The sequence below is a fragment of the Bosea sp. 124 genome (genome assembly GCF_003046175.1).
Classification (GTDB): Bacteria; Pseudomonadota; Alphaproteobacteria; order Rhizobiales; family Beijerinckiaceae; genus Allobosea.
In genome coordinates this window covers 1140762-1157424 of record NZ_PZZM01000001.1, presented here as the reverse complement: position 1 = coordinate 1157424, position 16663 = coordinate 1140762, and the positions used below count along the sequence as shown (strand labels likewise).

The following is a 16663-nucleotide window of genomic DNA, read 5'->3' as shown; positions in this document are numbered from 1 at the left end:
GACCGGCCGCCGGCCACGATGCAATGCTGCCCCTCCGCCCGGCCGGGCTTTCCGGCCCCCGGCCGCAGCGCGCCGACGCGATGCTGATCGAACCGCGCGACGGCGACGCCGAGGACGACGCCAGCAGCACGAAGACGCATTCGCTCATCGCCATCGCGGGAACCCTGCTCGGTGAGATCAACCTGCCCAAGCTGGCATTGGCCTGGGTGATCCTCGCGCTGGTGCCGGGCATCCTGCTCGGGCTTGCGCCGCTCGTCGTCACGGCCTGGTTTGGCAATGTCTCCGGCCGGATCATGGCGCTGGCCGGCATCGGGCCGCTTTTGGTCCTGGTGGCCGTCGCCGCCTTCGGCTGGTTCGGATTGAGGCCGCTGTTTCGTGCCGCCGAGCGCAGCTTCTGGTCGCTCAATTCGCTCGCCGTCCAGCCGGGCTATGTGCTCGCCCGCGAAGGGCTGCGCCATCTGGCGGAGCGTTTTCTCCCGGCCGGCGCGAGCGAGGACAGCCGGGCGCGCCTGCGGGCGCTCACCGCGTTCGCCGCGGGCCTGGGCGCGGCGCTGGTCGCGGGCGGGATCGCCGCCGCGGTCTGGCCGGCCACGCGCTGGTCCGGCGAAGTCGCCGATATCGCGCATCCCCTGCGCCTCCTCGTGCCGGCGCTCGCGAATACGGTCTCCGTGATGAGCGCCTATCTCGCGCTGGCTTCGCTGGTCTGGGGGATCGCCGACGCCACCATGGATCAGCCGCGCGATCTCGCGGGCTTCGATGGGGCGCAAAGCTCGGACCGGCAATGGCGTGTGGCCCATCTCTCCGACATCCATGTCGTCGGCGAGCGCTATGGCTTCCGCATCGAGAGCGGGCGCGCCGGCCCGCGTGGCAACGGGCGGCTCCACCTCGTGCTGGAGCGGCTGGCGGCGATCCACGCCGCCGAGCCGCTCGATGCGGTGCTGGTTACCGGCGACATGACCGATGCCGGCCGCTCCGCCGAATGGGCCGAATTCCTCGATGCGCTGGCGCGCCATCCCGAGCTCGCCGCGCGCACCTTGATCCTGCCGGGCAATCACGACGTCAACATCGTCGACCGCGCCAATCCGGCCCGGCTCGAGCTGCCGACGAGCCCTGGCAAGCGCCTGCGCCAGATGCGGACGCTCTCGGCCATGGAGGCCGTGCAGGGCGGGCGCGTCCACGTCGTCGACAAGAACGCCGGCGCGATCGGCCGGACCCTGTCGGAGCGGCTCGAGCCGCATCGCCGGGCGATCGCGGCCTTCGCCGATTCCGGCGGGCTGCGTCTCTCCCTGGGGCTGTCGGCGATCTGGGAGGAGGTCTTCCCGATGGTGCTGCCGCCGGCTGAACCGGATGGCCTCGGCGTCGTGCTGCTGAACTCGAATGCCGAGACGCATTTCTCCTTCACCAACGCGCTCGGCCTCGTCGCGGAGGAGGATCTGCGGGCGATGCTGGCGGCGCTGTCGCAATATCCGGCGGCACGCTGGATCATCGCGCTGCATCACCACCCGGTCGAATATCCGCAGCAGGCCAAGGCCTTTTCGGAGCGGATCGGCACCGCGCTGATCAATGGCAGCCGCTTCGTGCGCCAGCTCGCGCCGCATGCGCGCCGGCTCGTGGCGATGCATGGGCACCGGCATATCGACTGGATCGGCCGGTGCGGCGCGCTCCGGATCGTCTCGGCGCCGTCCCCGGTCATGGAGGCGACGAATGACGAGCCGACCGCGTTCTACATCCACCGGCTCGGTGCGGCGCCCGATGGCGGGCTCGCATTGCTGGCGCCGGAGCGCATCGAGCTCGTGCCGCCCTCAAACCCCTCCCTACGAGGGGGAGGGGTCGCGTCGCAATTCTCGATCTCGCAGTAACGCCTTCACGCCCTGACCACGTCGTTCGCCGGGCGCGGCACGCGCGAGGGGGAGCCGAACAGCTCAGCCACCCACAGGCTCGACGGGTGCTGGGAGCAGAACGTCAGCAGCGCGATGGTGATCGGCACGCCGATGAAGGCGCCGAACACGCCCCAGAGATAGCTCCAGAAGAACACCGAGAACAGCACCAGCGTCGGCGACATCGACAGCGCGCTGCCGGCCACGCGCGGCTCGATATAGCTGCCGACGACGAACTGGATCAGGTTCAGGCAGGCGAAGACGGAGACCACCGCCTGCCAGGAACCGAACTGCGTCATCGCGAACAGGGTCGGGAAGACGGTCGCGACCAGCGGCCCGAGGAACGGGATATAGTTGAGCGAGAAGGCGATGAAGCCCCATTCCGCCGCCAGCGGCAGGCCGACCACCGTGGCGAAGCCCCAGACGAGGACGCCCGTGATCAGGCTCATCGCAGTGCGCACCAGCATGTAGCGATGCAGCTTGGCGGCGGTCTGCGTGCTGCCGCCGAGCAGGACGTCGCCGACCAGGCGGTTGCGCATGCCCTTCAGCTTGCGGCCGAAATCGTCGACCTCGAGCAGGCCGAGGATGACATAGACCAGCACTACCAGCCAGAAGCTCATCGTGGTGTTGAGACGCCCCGTCACGGTCTGTGCCGTTCGCAGCATCCAGGCGACGTTGAAGTTCTCGGCCCACAGTCCGGTCACGGCGATGCCGTGCCCTTCGAGCCAGACCGTCGCCTGGTCGTAGAACTGCTGGAAGCGCGCGGCGTCGCTGACGATCCAGCGCCCGACCCGGCCGAAAGCCCAGACGATCAGCGAGCCGAAGGCGAAGAAGGCGAGCACCATCACCACGATGCTGATCGCCAGCGCCAGCATGCGTGGCAGGAAGCCCTGCAGGCAGCGCTGCAGCGGCCAGACCAGCGCGATGATGAACAGCGCGAAGGCGACCGGCGCGAAGACCGAACTCGCGACCGACAGCGCCGCGACCGCCAGGATGATCGCGATCAGCACCTGTGCGCCTTGATGAATCGTGCCGCTCTTCATTTCTGTTCCCGTCGATTCCTGCTCATGTCGAGCCTGGATTCAAAATATGCGCCGTCATCCCGGGCGACCGCAGGGAGACCCGGGATCCATTCCGGAACCTCTCCGGCAAGTGCTCTGGAATGGATCCCGGATCTCCGCTTCGCTACGTCCGGGACGACCGGCGCGGATGGATAGACCCACGCGCTCAGACGCCCTCGGTCAACTCGTCGAGGTCGAGCGTCGAGCGCTTGCCGAGTTCGTCCTTGTGCGCCCGGTAGAAGGCTTCCGCCGATTGCCGGCCCTCGGCCCGCAGCATCGTCAGGAACTCCCATTCGGCATTGAGCTTGGACGAGTAGCCGAGCTCGGCCATCCTGTCGCTGGTGATGCGGTGGATGCGCATCCCGGCCCATCGCGCGCCCTCGCCATCCTTCGGATTGGCGCCGTTGCGCAGCATCGCCATCATCCTCAGTTCCTTCAGCAGCACGCCGTTGAACGAGACCTCGTTCAGCCGGTTGAGGATATCGCGCGCCGTCGTCGGCGTGCCCGGCCGCTCGACCGGATTGATCTGGACCAGGATGGTGTCGAGCGCGTTGCTTTCGCGGATCAGCGGGGTCATCGTCGGATTGCCCGAATAGCCGCCGTCCCAATAGCTGTCGCCGTCGATCTCGATCGCCTGGAACAGGGTCGGCAGGCAGGCCGAGGCCAGCAGCACCTGCGGCGTGATCTCGGCATTGCGGAAGACGCGCCCGCGCCCGGTGCGGACATTGGTGGCGGTGACGAAGAGCTTGATCGGCCCCGCCGCCAGCGCCTCGAAATCGATCACCTCCGCCAGGATGTCGTCCAGCGGGTTCGCACCGCCCGGCAGGCTGTAGGGCGAGACCACGCGGGACATCATGTCCATCGCGACGAAGAGCGGCGAATTGTCGAGCGTCCAGCGGCCGAGCAGGACGTCGAGCGGGCTGCGCTGGAACGGGCTGAATCGCGCCGCCTCGGAGGTCTTGCGCCAGAACGCTTCCAGCGCCTGCCTTGCACCCTCGCGCCCGCCCTTGGCGAAGCCCGAGGCCAGCACGGCGGCGTTCATCGCGCCGGCCGAGGTGCCCGAGATCGCCTCGATCGTCAGCCAGTCCTCCTCGAGGATGCGGTCGAGCACGCCCCAGGTGAAGGCTCCATGCGCGCCGCCGCCCTGGAGCGCCAGATCGATGATCAGCGGCGTGCGACCGTCGCTGCGCGCAGGCCGTGCCGCGCCGTCTTGTGCCTTCGGAGCCTTGCTCAACTCTCACCCCCCACAGTGCTGCATGCCGGTGCCATCATGGCGATTTCACCAGGCCCGAGAAACCGGCGACCGCCAGCAGGCTGAGCGCCCAGCCGACGATGGCCTGGAAATAGAAGTAATTGATCGCGACCCTGCCGCCGCGCCCGATCGGATCGGGCCGCCAGAAGGATTTCTGCCCGAGGTCGAGCACCGGCAGCAATGTGTCCAGCGAATAGAACCACGGGTTGAAGGCCGGGTAGCTCGAGGCTTCCCCCTGTTCGCGGTAGCAGTCGAGCTGCGTCTGGCCGGGCGCCGCGCGCCCGCTCATCGGTTGCGGTGGTGCACCGATCAACCGCTGCTCGGAAGCCGGCAGGCCGCATAGGGTCCATTCGGGCGAGCGCAGCACGACGGCGCTGTTGGGCTTGAAGGCGCCGCCGGCTTCCGCCACGCCGAAGACGCCGACGCCGGTCACCCAGAACAGGATCAGCCAGAGGAAGGCCAGCAGCGGCTGCCGCCCATAGACCACCGTCACGGCCAGGAAATTGTCGTTCAGCCTGAGCAAAGCGCGCCAGAGCGGGTTGCGCGCCCGTGCCCGGCGCGCGCGCCGTTGCAGCTTCTCCTTGACGATCAGGACGCTGCGCGCGTCCTCGTGATGGCCCATCTCGCGGAAGACGGCGGCGAGCTGTTCATAGGGCTGCGGCCAGAAATCCTCGCCCCAGCGCGAGGGGCTTTGCCGGGACAGCCAGTCGAGCCGGCTGGCCGCATCGACTGGGGCCGCGATGAAGGCACCATAGCGGCAGCGGTTCAGCAGGAGGTCGCCGGGTGCGGGCCAGCAGGCTGCCTCGTCATGGATGGTGCCGATCGAGGCGCCGGTCATGGACAGCGTCCCGCTCACGCTGGCTTCCCCGCGCAGGAAGAACGCCCCCTTGATCTGGGCGCGGCTAAGATCGAGCGCCATCGCGCCGCGATGCGTCAGCGTCGCGCCGCTGACGTCGAGGTCTCCGCCGATCACCGCCGCGACCAGCCTGGTCTCGCCGTCGAGCCGGGCCTTGCGGAGCACGACGCTGCCGCCGTTCTCGGTTTCGGTGGCGTCGATGGCGAGGCTTTCTGCCCCCTCGATGACCGCGCCCGCGCAATCGAGATCGGCCGAGATCCGGGCACCGGCGACGCTGATGCCGCCGCGCAGCGTCGCGCCCCGCACCAGCAGGTTGCGCAGTTCGATCGCCCCCGCATCGATCGCGTGGCCGCTTGGCACGCGGATCGTCGCGCCGTCGCATTCGAGATTTCCGCCGAGGCGGGACTGGGCGATGTTGATCTCCCCCTGGACCTGCGCCCCGCGCAGATAGACGCCACCACGCGCCTCCAGGCGCTCGGCTTCCAGGCCGGGCAGCGACGAGCCGTCCAGGAACAGCCGGTTGATGATCGCGGCGCGCAGGATTGGCGTCGCCTCGAAATGGCAGTCGATCAGGCCGATGTCACGGAAGACGTAGCAGGCCTCGAGATCGAGCGTCTCGCTGATCCAGGCTCCGGTGATCCGGACACCCTTCTCATGCGGCCTGCATCCCTCCTGGCCTCCGAGCATCAGGAAGCGCAGGAAGGAGGCGCGGATCACGCGGCTCGGATCGGGCGCCTCGGGCCGCGAGCCGTCGCCGAGGCGGTCATAGGTGCCGCTGAGCAGCCGGGCGACGACCTCCTCCTCCGCTGGAAGCAGCGGCTGGAAATCGTCGAGCCGTGCCGTCGCGAGGGCCCATTGGGCCCGCTCCGCCACGGGCCCGCCTGCCCCCGCGCCGGTCATGTCGCGGCCGGTGCAGCCGTCTCGCTGGGCGCCACGGCTGCCAGCGCTTCGCGCAGCGCCGCTTCCTTGGTCTCGTCGAAGGAGGTGCTCATCAGGGTGCCGCCGCTGCCGCGCAGATCGGCCAGAACCTTGTCCGTCGTCATCTTGCGGATGAGCAGGAAGAGCCCGGCCGTGTTCGGCTGGAGCGCGGCGGCGGTGTCCTTCATGAACTGGTCGTTGATGCCGACATCGGTCAGCTTGCCGCCGAGCGCGCCCGAAGCCGCGCCGAGCGCCGTGCCCAGCAGCGGTGCCATGAAGATGAAGCCGATCAGCGTGCCCCAGAGTGCCCCGGAGGCCGCGCCGGTCGTGGTCAGGTTGATCAGCTGGTTGAGTTTGATATGCCCGGCATTGTCCTTGACCACGACGACCGCGTCGCCGAGCTCGATCAGATATTCGCGCTGCATCGCGAGAATTTTCTGGCGAACCTCCTCGGCCTTTTGCTCCGTCGGGAATGCGATGAAGACCAGATCGCTCATGGTTCAGATCCTTTGGTTGAAATCTTGGCTGTCTTCACGGGCCGCGCTCGGCTCGCGTTCCGCTCAGCCCGGAGTCCTGGCGGTGGTGGCGGCTGCTGTGCGCCCGCCCGCTGCCGGTGGTAGCGGTGCCACGCGCTGGCCGGGATGAAGCGCCTGGACGCCGCCCGAGACGATCGTCTCGCCGGGAGCGAGGCCCTGCGAGACGATGACGTGGTCGGGGTCGAAGCGCAGGATGTCGATCGGCCGCAGGCTGACGGTCGACTTGGCGGGGTCGACGATCCAGACCGCAGGCGAGGTGCCCGACTGAGTCAGGGCCGTCGCGGGGATCGACATGATCACGGCGGACGCAGTCTCGATCGAGCCCACCACCGTCGAGCCCAGCCGCATCGCCTCCGGCGAATCCAGCAACCCGACCCTGACCTGGAAGGTTCGTGTCACCGGATCGGCCTGCGGCGAAATCTCGCGAATCCGCCCGATGGCGCTGACGCCGGGGGCATCGGCCAGCGCGACGCGGACGATGTAGTCGCCGGCCTTCGCTTCCAGAAGTCGGGCCGGCACGTTGAAGACGGCGTCGCGGCCATCCTCGCGGGCGATCTGGACGATCGTCTGGCCGGGCTGGACTACCTCGCCGGGCTCGGCGCTGCGCACCGTTACCACGCCGGCGACATTGGCGCGCAGATCGGTGAAGCCAAGCCGGTCCTGGGCGAGTTCGAGCTGCGCCTCGGCGTTTTCGAGCGCGGCCTGGGCCGTCTCCTGCGCCTTCAGGGCAAGGTCGAAGCGTGGGCGGGTGGTGAAACCCTGGCCCATCAGGCGTTCCTGCCGCTCGAAGGTGTTGCGCGCGGTCACGACCTCGCCGCGCGCGGCCTCCAGCGCGGCACGGGCGGCCGTGACGGCATTGCTCTCGATCGTGCGGTCGAGCCGGGCGATGATCTGCCCGGGCGCGACGCGGTCCCCGACATTGACCGGGCGGTCGGTGATGCGCCCGGCGATACGGAACGCGAGCGACACGGTCTTCTCGGCCTGAATCTCGCCGCTGAGATCGACGCCGCCGGCGAGGCTGCTCGCCTCGATCTTGACCACCTGCACCGGGCGGCCGGCGGTCGTCGCGGCTTTCTCGGCGCGGTCGCAGGCCGTGAGCGCGAGCAGGAGCGCCAGCCCGAGCAGGGATCGGTTCCGCTGCGAGTGGCCTGTCACGAGGCGGGACGGGCAAGGACGCTGCGGCGTCGTGGTGTGGACGGGACGGTGGGTCATCGTGCAGCCGCTCCCGCGGTTCGAGAGGTCTTGCCCTTGCCCGGCGGCTGGCCGTTGCCTCCTGTCGGGGGCTTGGTCTTGCCGGCGGCAGGCGATGCGCCACCGAACACCGTGACGTAGAGCACCGGCAGCAGGATCAGAGTCAGTACGGTCGCGACCAGGAGGCCGCCCATGATCGCGAAGGCCATCGGGCCCCAGAACACGGTCGGCGCGATCGGGATCATGCCGAGCACGGTCGAGACCGCCGTCAGCATGATCGGCCGGAAGCGCGTCGAGGCGGCGTCAAGCGCAGCCTCCGTGATGCTCTTGCCGGCTGCCCGCTCCGATTCGATCTGGCCGATCAGGATCACCGCGTTTTTGGTGATGATACCGATCAGCGCCAGCACGCCGAGCAGGGCGACGAAGCCGAGCGGCTTGCCCGAGAGCAGCAGCGCGCTGACGACGCCGATCATGCCCAGCGGTGCGATGCTGATCACGATCGCGAAGAGCTTGAAGCCGCGCAGCTCCGCCATCAGCACGGTGAACATGATCAGCAGCATCACCGGCACGACCGCGATGACCGAGGCCTGGGATTTGGCGCTCTCCTCGACCGTGCCGCCGGTGGCGATGTCGTAGGAGGGCGGCAGCGTCTTGCGCAGTGCCTCGATGCCGGGGGCCAGGGCGGTGACGACCGTTTCCGGCAGCACCCCCGGCTTGATGTCGGAGGCGACCGTCAGCGTCGGCACCCGATCGCGGCGCCAGATCAGCGGCGCGTCGAGATCGTAGCTAAAGGTGACGAACTGCGAGAGCGGCACCGAACGGCCGCCGGGCAGCGCGACCTGCATCGTGCGCAGCGTATCGAGCGAGATGCGGTCCGCGCCCTGGGCGCGGACGACGACGTCGACGAGATAGATGTCGTCGCGCAACTGAGTCACGACCGTGCCCGAGACCACAGTGTTGACGATGCCGGCGAGCGCCGCCGAACTGAGGCCCAGCCGGCGCGCTTCGTCCTGGTCGACGCGCAGCCGCAATTCGCGCGAGGGCTCGATCCAGTCGAAATTGACCTGGTCGGTGTTCGGGTTCGCGGCGACGACCTGGGCCAGCTTCATCGCGATGGTGCGGACCTCCGCGATGTCGGGGCCGGTGACGCGATACTGCACCGGCCAGCCGACCGGCGGGCCGAGTTCGAGCGGATAGACCCGCGCGATCAGGTTGGGGAATTCGGTGGCGAGCCGGGCCTCCAGCTTCTTCTGCAGCCGGTCGCGGGCGGCGACGTCCTTGGCGACGATCACCGCCTGGTTGAAGAAGTCGTTTGGCAGTTGCGCGTTGAGCGGCAGATAGAAGCGGATCGCGCCGCGCCCGACATAGGTGCTCCAGCGCGCGACGTCTGGATCGTCCTTCAGCGCCGCGTCGAAGCGCTTCACCAGCCCTTCGCTGGCATAGATCGAGGCGTTTTGCGGCAGCGTCATGTCGACCAGCAGCTCGGTCCGGTCGGAGGCCGGGAAGAACTGCCGTGGCACCAGCGGCAAGGCGAGGATCGAGGCCGCAAACAGTGCGAGCGTCGCCGCAATGGTCAGCCAGCGTACCCGGATCGCGCCGGACAGCATCGTGCGGAAGCCCTTCTCCACACGTCCCGGCCCGGCCGGCTTGCCGGAGGGCTTCGGCGCCTTGAGCAGCGCCATGCCGAGCACGGGCGCGAAGATCACCGCCACGAACCAGGAGACGACGAGCGCGATGCTCACCACAGCGAACAGCGAGAAGGTGTATTCGCCGGCCGAGCTGGCCGCGAAGCCGATCGGCACGAAGCCGGCGATGGTCACCAGCGTGCCGGCGAACATCGCCACCGCATATTTCTCGAAGGCGAAGGTCGCGGCCTTGGCTTTCTCGTCGCCGGCGGCGAGCCGCGTCACCATCGCATCGGTCGTCGTCATGGCGTCGTCGACGAGCAGCGCCAGCGCGATGATGAGCGCGCCGAGCGAGATGCGCTGCATGTCGATGCCGATGACGTTCATCACGGCGAAGACGACGGCGAGCGTCAGCGGGATCGACAGCGCCACGACGAGGCCGGGCCGCACGCCGAGACTGATGAAGCTGACCACGAGGATGATCGCGACCGACTGCCAGAGCGAGCTCATGAAGTCGTCGATCGCCTCGTCGACCGTGACCGACTGGTCCGCGACCAGCCGCGGCTCGATGCCAACCGGCAGATCCGCCGTGATCTTGGCCATGGCGGACTTGATGTTGGCGCCGAGGGCCAGAATGTCGCCGCCGTCGCGCATCGCGATGCCGAGCCCGATAGCCTCCTGTCCGTTGACGCGGAACATTGGCTGCGGCGGGTCGGCGAAGCCGCGCCGCACCGTCGCGATGTCGGCGAGCCGGACCATGCGGTCGCCGACCGGGAAATTGACGTTGAGCAGGTCGGCCTCGGACTGGAAGGCGCCCGACACCCGCAGCGAGAATTTCTCGTCCTGCGTCTGGACGACGCCGGCCGGCCGCACGACGTTCTGGCTCTGCAGCGCGCCGAGCAGGGCAGTGCGGTCGATGCCGAGATTGGCCAGTTCGCGCACCGAGAACTCGATGAAGATGCGCTCGTCCTGCGCGCCGATGATCTCGATCTTGGAGACGTCGGGCACGAGCAGCAGCCGCGAGCGGGCGGCCTCGACATGGTCGCGCAGTTCGCGGCCGGTGAAGCCGTCGGCGGTGAAGCCGTAGATGATGCCGAAGGTGTCGCCGAAACGGTCGTTGAAGAACGGCCCCTGCGTGCCGACAGGCAAGGTGTGACGGACGTCGGCGACCAGGTTGCGGACCTTGAACCAGGTTTCCTGAACGTCGCGAGCGGGCACCGACTGTTTCAGGTTGACGAAGATCGTCGTCCGGCCCGGCGTCGTGAAGCTGCGCACGAAATCGAGACCCGGCGTTTCCTCGATCTGGCGCTCCAGCCGCTCCGTGACCTGGCTGAGCGTGTCCTCCATGGTCGCGCCGGGCCAGGCGGCCACGACCACCATCGATTTGATGACGAAGGCCGGGTCCTCGTTGCGACCGAGCTTGACGAAGGCGAAGATGCCGGCCGCGACCGCCACGATCATGAGATAGATCACGACCGAGCGGCTCTTCAGGGCCCATTCGGAAAGGTTGAAACTCATCGTGCCTCGGTCCCGGACAGGCGCACGCGCTGCCCTTCCTTCAGGAGATTGGCGCCGGCGGTGACGACGATGTCGCCCAGTGCCAGCCCCTTGCCGACCAGAGCGGTGGCGGGATCGCGCGACAAGAGCTCGAGCTTGCGTAGCGACACGGTCATGGCGGCGGGGTCGACGACCCAGACGCCGGTGTCCTGTCCGCGCTTCGCCAGCGCTGTCGCCGGGATCGCGATGCCCGACGCCTCGCCGCCGCGGATGGCGCCGGAGACCGCCGTGCCGAGCCGGAAGGAGGGCGGCGGATCGGCCAGCCCCACGCGCACCCGGAAGGTGCGCGTCACCGGGTCGGCCTGCGGCGCGACCTCGCGGACATGGCCGCGCACGCTCGCAGACGGGTCGCTGGAGAGCGAGACATAGATGTTGGCGTCGGCGGGAATGGCGCGGATCGTCTCGGCCGGCAGCTCGAAGACGGCGTCGCGCCCGTCCCGCCGGGCGAGCTGGACGATCATGCGCCCGGCCGCGACGACCTCCGCCGGTTCGGCCCCGACCCTGGTCACGATGCCCGGCGCATCGGCCTTCAGCGTCGTGAAGGTGACGATGTCCTCGGCGGTCCTGACTCGGGCCTGCGCCGCCTCGACCTGCGCCCGCGCCGCGACGCGGCCCTGCTCGGCGGCCTCGAAATCGGCCTGGGTGGTGACATTGCGCGCGAGCAGATGCTCCTGCCGCTGATGCTGGTTCTCGGCTTTGCGCAGCACGCCTTCGGCGGCGGTCAGCGCCGCACGGGCCGCGCGCAGATCGTTGAGTTCGTTCTCGGGATCCAGCCGCGCGACGACGTCGCCCTCGGCCACCGTCGCACCGACGCCGACGAGGCGCTCCGCCAGGCGCCCTCCGATGCGGAAGGAGAGCGAGGCCTGGTCCTGAGCCTCGACATGGCCGGCGAAGCCGAGATCGCCGATCTGGCGCGGGGCCTCGACGGTGGTCGTCCGGACCGTCCTGATCGGCGCCGCCGGCGCCTTCTCGGCCTCGCGCTGGCAGCCGCCTGCGGCCATCATTGCAAGCGTCAGGCAGCTCGCCAGGCGAAGGCGCATCGGGACGAGGGCCGCCTTGCTGCTCATGCCGCGCTTGCCGCTGTTTCGGCCCGCTGACCCGTCATGGCATGTTGAATTCAGCATAAGTTGTTCGCCCGCATCGCGATTTTCCTGTGGCCGCCACAAAACGGAGCCAGCTTGACCTGGCGCGCCGGACACGCGTCATCGCGCCAATCTTTCAGGCGGCGCCCGGAAAATTAGCAACACAGCTCCGGGGCCGGATCAGCTCAGAATCCCAAATCTGGGCTGTTCATCCCATTCTCCGGCGCGGCCTCACGCTCGGCGCCCGGGAGAGGCGCCACGCTCTGCGCGCGAAGCGCCGAGAGGCCGAGCACAGCCCGCTTCTGCAGGGGAAGCGCGCGCGCCGGGTCCAGCGCGGTGATCGCGGCGTTCCCCTGCGCTGCAGGGTGGGGCAGGGTCGGTGCCAGGCTCTGGGGCACGGCCAGAAGCGCGCGCTCGCGCGCCTCCGTCGGGCTGCACCCGAATTCCCGGCGAAAAGCCCGGCTGAAGGTCGAATGGTCGCGGAAGCCGACCTGGCTGGCGATGGCATGGACCGAGACCGCTTCGCCCGGATTGGCCAGATCGCGCCAGGCCTGTGCCAGCCTCTCGCGGTTGATGAAATGGGCGACGCCGCCGTCGCGGTCGAGCAGGCGGTAGAGCTTGGAGCGCGACATCGCCAGCAGGCGGGCGAGCTGCGGCGGCCCGAAATCGGGCGAGCCCATGTTCCGCTGCACGACGAGGCGCATTCGCTCGACCATGCCGCAGGCGACGGGCGGCGGCACCGGCGCGAGGCGTCTGGTCGTCGCCACGGTGCAGCAGGCCGTCACCAGCGCACGCGTCGCGGCCGCGAGCAGGCTCGCCTGATCGTCGGGAATCCGGGCGAGCTGCCTCGCGAGCTGCCGCATGAAATCGGCGAGAAGCGCGCCGGGGCCAGCCGCGATGTCGAGTTGCCGCATCAAGGCCGTCTCGTCCGGTTCCCTGTCCTCGCGGCCGGTCGTCGGCAGGAACAGCGTCAGGATCTCGCCATCCTGGCCGGGAGGGGCCGGCGGCCATGCGAGAGCGGGCAGATCGAGGTTGCCATGGGGCGACACCACCAGCGTCGAGGCCGAGCCCTCCTGGTCGAGGCGCAGCAGGACGACGCAACCCCGGCCCCGGTAACGCCACGCCTGCTGGGGCCAGAGCCCGGGCTGCCCCGAGCGCCGCAGGTTGCGGGTCAAGACGAGGTCGCCGAACAGCCATTCCGATAGGGCCTCCTGGCACTCCGGCGCGGCCCTGGGCACGGGGAGCAGGGCGACCGTGCAGGCGTCGGCGGAGATCCATTCGCCGATCCGGTCCCCGGGCATGCCCTGGCCAACCGTGGCGGCGACGAGAAAAGGTCCTGGCGAGGGCTGTGAACTGGCGTTCGCGCGAGCTGCCATGATGGCCTCCAGAGTCGGCTTGTGCGACGGAAGATCAATACGCCGAAGCTGCCGCAGCTTCCTGAAAAAGATAATCGGCTGTCGATGTGTCGGGATAATTCAAGTCGCTGAAAATGATCCGGTTCGATGGATGAGCGGCCCTGTCTGCCGCAGAGGAACGTCTCCTATCTCGTGGTGGCAGCGTCGAAGACGCGGATCGGTGCGGTGATCAGCAGGCCCGCCGCCGAGCCGAGCGTCTCCACGGCGGTCGCCGTGCCCGTCACGTCGGAATCGGTGATCACCTGCCCCTCGATCAGCCTGTCGCCGATCAGCCGGACGATTTCCGGGCTGGAGGCGTAGGTGTCGTGGTTGATCCGGTCTCCGGCGCGGATCGCGCTCATGTCGACGACGGTGATCCCTGAAAGGCCGCCGAGCTGGTCCTGGTATTCCTCGCGGGAGAGATCGATCGCTCCCAGCCGTGTCGCGCCCCGGGCGAGGAACTGGGAGAGCTGCAGCGCCCGGTCGTTCTGCGAGGCGAAGATCGTGATTTGCGGGCGCCGCGGGCCCATATCCTCGACCTGCCGCCGGAAGACGCCGACATCGAGATCTGGCGAGGCGAGGATCAGGTTGCTGATCTTGCGCGGGATGCCGCCCTGCTTGAGAGCGACCTGCTTCAGCGCCTCGACCGCGAGCCACCCGCCCATGGAATGCGCCAGGATGACGACCTCGCCGACGGCGGGGCTGCTCGCCGCCATCGACAGCACATCGGCGAGGTCGCTGCGCGAATACGATGCATTGTCGAGATCCAGCCGGTAGTCGAGCAGGTGCCCGCGCGACGGCCAAGAGAACAGGATCGGCGCCGCATTGGCATCCGAATCATGAGCGAGCTGGGCGAAACGGAACACGGCGCGGTCGAACGGCGTGTTGAAGCCGTGGACGAAGATGAAGGCGCGGCGCTTGCGTCCGCCGGCCGACGCGAACCAGCGCGGCAGGTCGGTTCGCCTCAGCGAGGTCGCGGAACTGACGGTGAAGTCCGTGGCCGGGTTGCCGGGGGCGGCGCGCGGCAGCTGGATCGTGCCGGCCTCCCTGCCCGGCGGAAGCGAGACGACGATGTTGCTGAACGAGACGCCTCGTCCGCGCTCGCCATTGTAGAGGACGCCGGGCTCCGTCGAGGATGCGCGCGTCGTCGCGGTCAGCATGTCGACCTTGTCCGTCCCCGGCACCGTCGCGACGGCCTGCAGCAGGCCGCTCGGTGTCGAGGCGCAGGCCGACAAGGCCAGCGCCAGCCCCACCACGACGCCCGTGCGCGATGCGCCCCATGCGCGCGCCATGCTCAGGCCGTCCGAAGGCGCAGTTGACCAGCCGGCCGTCGCCCGACGGCACGGCCGGTAGGCTGGGCCCTGCCGCATGGATAGGCGCGCATCAGCTTAGCTCCGAAGTCTTCCCGAAAGGGACGGCCCGATCGGGGCCCCTTCGACGATAGGCGCAGGATAGTGAACCGCCGCGCCTGCAGCAAGGCGAGACGTCCGCTCGGCGCGGAATGTGCGACGGCAGGGCCGGACAGAGCGCCATCCGGGTGTTGTCCCGGTGCCGCAGGGCCGTCAATTTTGGGACAGCCGGCCCAAGCTTTGGGATTCTGTGCCGATGTTCTCAGCGCGCGGCGAACTAAGGTTCCCAAAATGTCTCCGCCGGGCGCTTCGCCGGGCGGCGGGGCCGTTTCCGCGCCAGACACTGTCCTGGTCCGAGGAGAGGAAGCCGAAATGTCCACCGAAAGCACCGCACCCAAGACCGCGATGCAGCGCTTTCTCGACGGTGTCGAGAAGGTCGGCAACATGGTGCCCCACCCGGTCGTGATCTTCCTGATCCTGATTGGCATCGTGATCGTGCTCTCGGCCGTGCTCAGCCTGTTCGGCGCGGCTGTCACCTTCGAGCGGATCAATGCCGACACCCACAAGGTCGAGACCGCGACGACCGCAATCCGAAGCCTGCTCAATATCGAGGGCATCCGCTTCATCTACTCGTCGCTGATCCCGAACTTCATGAGCTTCACAGCGGTCGGGTTGATGATCGTCGCGATGATCGGCGCCGGTGTCGCCGAGGAATCGGGGCTGGTCACGGCGCTGATCCGCAAGCTCGTCATCGTCTCGCCGCCCTGGGCGCTCACCTACATCCTCGCCTTCGTCGGCATCCTCGCCAGCATCGCGGCGGATGCCGGCTATCTCGTGCTGATTCCGCTGGCCGGCATCGCCTATCTCGCTGTCGGCCGCAATCCGCTGGCCGGCCTCGCGCTCGGCTTCGCCGCCGTGGCGGGCGCCTTCACGGTCAACATGCTGATCAAGCCGCTCGATGCGGTACTGGTCGAATTCACCAACGATGCCGCCCATCTCGTCGATCCCAACCGCTCGATCGGCCTCGCCTCGAACCTGTGGTTCTCGATCGCGTCCGTGGCGTTCCTGACGGTGATCATCGCCTTCATTTCGGACCGGATGATCGAGCCTCGCCTCGGCGCCTATGATCCGAAGCTTGCGGCCGAGGGCACGACGACGGAGCAGGGCGCGGAACTCTCGGAGCAGGAATCGCGCGGCCTGCGTTTCGCCGGCCTGGGGCTGCTCGGCCTCGTCGCCGTCTTCCTCGTGCTCACGGTTCCGTCCTGGGCGCCGCTGCGCAATCCGACCACAGGCGAGCTGATCGGCAATTCGCCTTTCATGAACGGGCTGATCGCGCTGATCATGCTGATGTTCCTGACCACCGGCTGGTGCTACGGCATCGGCGCCGGCACGCTCAGGACGCTGACCGAGGTGATCGCGGCGATCGAGAAATCGATCAAGAATCTCGGCGGCACGATCTTCCTGTTCTTCGTGCTCAGCCAGTTCGTCGCCTATTTCACCTACACCAACATGGGCACCGTGATGGCGCTCAGCCTGTCGGGCATCCTGCAATCGGCGAATATCGGTGCATTGCCGCTGCTGCTCGGCTTCATCGTCGTCGTCGCGATCATCGATCTCTTGCTGACCGGCGCGATCGCGAAATGGGCGATCTTCGCGCCCGTCTTCGTGCCGCTGCTGATGAAGCTCGGCGTCGAGCCGGAAGCTGTGCTGGCGGCCTATCGCGTCGGCGATTCCCCGATGAACGCGATCACCCCGCTGAACGCCTATTTCGCGCTCGTGGTCGGTTTCGCCCAGAAATACGACCGCAACGCCGGCGTCGGGACCATCGTCTCGCTGATGCTGCCCTATGTCATGTGGATGTTCGTGCTGTGGACCGCGCTCTTCGCGGTCTGGAAGATGCTCGGCCTGCCCTGGGGGCTGTGAACGGCCGCGCCAACCCTGAACACAAGCCAGGCCTAGCCGTTT

Annotated in this window: 11 protein-coding genes; 2 read left to right on the top strand and 9 right to left on the bottom strand. The window is 68.5% G+C overall.

Annotated features, from left to right (window positions below):
- The first annotated feature begins 23 nt into the window (after positions 1 to 23).
- Entirely contained in the window at positions 24 to 1859 is a 1836-nt protein-coding gene (locus C8D03_RS05530) for a metallophosphoesterase family protein (protein WP_108045365.1), read from the top strand.
- 5 nt (positions 1860 to 1864) lie between these two features.
- Here C8D03_RS05530 and C8D03_RS05525 read toward each other — a convergent pair whose 3' ends face one another.
- From C8D03_RS05525 to C8D03_RS05485, 9 genes are all read right to left on the bottom strand, one after another.
- Positions 1865 to 2920 carry an AI-2E family transporter gene (locus C8D03_RS05525; protein WP_108045364.1) on the bottom strand — a complete coding sequence of 352 codons (1056 nt, stop codon included), beginning with the start codon at positions 2918 to 2920 and terminating at the stop codon, positions 1865 to 1867.
- Positions 2921 to 3104: 184 nt separating this feature from the next.
- Positions 3105 to 4172: a patatin-like phospholipase family protein gene (locus C8D03_RS05520; RefSeq protein WP_108045363.1), complete on the bottom strand. Its 1068-nt coding sequence runs from the start codon at positions 4170 to 4172 to the stop codon at positions 3105 to 3107.
- A 34-nt stretch (positions 4173 to 4206) separates the two neighbouring features.
- On the bottom strand, positions 4207 to 5946 hold the full coding sequence (locus tag C8D03_RS05515; protein ID WP_108045362.1) for a hypothetical protein: 1740 nt from the start codon (positions 5944 to 5946) through the stop codon (positions 4207 to 4209).
- Positions 5943 to 6461 carry a DUF1269 domain-containing protein gene (locus C8D03_RS05510; protein WP_108045361.1) on the bottom strand — a complete coding sequence of 173 codons (519 nt, stop codon included), beginning with the start codon at positions 6459 to 6461 and terminating at the stop codon, positions 5943 to 5945. Before C8D03_RS05510 ends, C8D03_RS05515 begins: the two co-directional genes overlap by 4 nt.
- A 63-nt stretch (positions 6462 to 6524) precedes the next feature.
- Positions 6525 to 7712, bottom strand: a complete 1188-nt coding sequence (locus C8D03_RS05505) for an efflux RND transporter periplasmic adaptor subunit (RefSeq protein WP_108045360.1) — start codon at positions 7710 to 7712, stop codon at positions 6525 to 6527.
- Positions 7709 to 10834, bottom strand: coding sequence for an efflux RND transporter permease subunit (locus C8D03_RS05500; RefSeq protein WP_108045359.1), 3126 nt, complete (start codon positions 10832 to 10834; stop codon positions 7709 to 7711). Before C8D03_RS05500 ends, C8D03_RS05505 begins: the two co-directional genes overlap by 4 nt.
- Positions 10831 to 11940, bottom strand: a complete 1110-nt coding sequence (locus C8D03_RS05495; protein WP_210203893.1) for an efflux RND transporter periplasmic adaptor subunit — start codon at positions 11938 to 11940, stop codon at positions 10831 to 10833. The genes C8D03_RS05500 and C8D03_RS05495 overlap by 4 nt, the downstream gene beginning before the upstream one ends.
- A gap of 200 nt (positions 11941 to 12140) precedes the next feature.
- The gene (locus C8D03_RS05490; RefSeq protein ID WP_108045358.1) at positions 12141 to 13331 is read right to left on the bottom strand and encodes a helix-turn-helix transcriptional regulator; all 1191 of its coding nucleotides are present in this window, start codon (positions 13329 to 13331) and stop codon (positions 12141 to 12143) included.
- A 164-nt stretch (positions 13332 to 13495) separates the two neighbouring features.
- Positions 13496 to 14641: an alpha/beta hydrolase gene (locus C8D03_RS05485; RefSeq protein WP_108045357.1), complete on the bottom strand. Its 1146-nt coding sequence runs from the start codon at positions 14639 to 14641 to the stop codon at positions 13496 to 13498.
- A 429-nt stretch (positions 14642 to 15070) separates the two neighbouring features.
- On the opposite strand from C8D03_RS05485, the gene C8D03_RS05480 reads away from it, so the two are divergent.
- Positions 15071 to 16621 (top strand): AbgT family transporter, encoded by a 1551-nt coding sequence (locus C8D03_RS05480; RefSeq protein ID WP_108045356.1) that lies wholly within the window; start codon positions 15071 to 15073, stop codon positions 16619 to 16621.
- Positions 16622 to 16663 lie beyond the last annotated feature (42 nt).

Coding starts and splice junctions, on each gene's coding strand:
- C8D03_RS05530 (WP_108045365.1), top strand. CDS start 24: ATGCTGCCCCTCCGCCCGGCCGGGCTTTCCGGCCCCCGGCCGCAGCGC.
- C8D03_RS05525 (WP_108045364.1), bottom strand. CDS start 2,920: ATGAAGAGCGGCACGATTCATCAAGGCGCACAGGTGCTGATCGCGATC.
- C8D03_RS05515 (WP_108045362.1), bottom strand. CDS start 5,946: ATGACCGGCGCGGGGGCAGGCGGGCCCGTGGCGGAGCGGGCCCAATGG.
- C8D03_RS05510 (WP_108045361.1), bottom strand. CDS start 6,461: ATGAGCGATCTGGTCTTCATCGCATTCCCGACGGAGCAAAAGGCCGAG.
- C8D03_RS05505 (WP_108045360.1), bottom strand. CDS start 7,712: ATGACCCACCGTCCCGTCCACACCACGACGCCGCAGCGTCCTTGCCCG.
- C8D03_RS05500 (WP_108045359.1), bottom strand. CDS start 10,834: ATGAGTTTCAACCTTTCCGAATGGGCCCTGAAGAGCCGCTCGGTCGTG.
- C8D03_RS05495 (WP_210203893.1), bottom strand. CDS start 11,940: ATGAGCAGCAAGGCGGCCCTCGTCCCGATGCGCCTTCGCCTGGCGAGC.
- C8D03_RS05490 (WP_108045358.1), bottom strand. CDS start 13,331: ATGGCAGCTCGCGCGAACGCCAGTTCACAGCCCTCGCCAGGACCTTTT.
- C8D03_RS05485 (WP_108045357.1), bottom strand. CDS start 14,641: ATGGCGCGCGCATGGGGCGCATCGCGCACGGGCGTCGTGGTGGGGCTG.
- C8D03_RS05480 (WP_108045356.1), top strand. CDS start 15,071: ATGTCCACCGAAAGCACCGCACCCAAGACCGCGATGCAGCGCTTTCTC.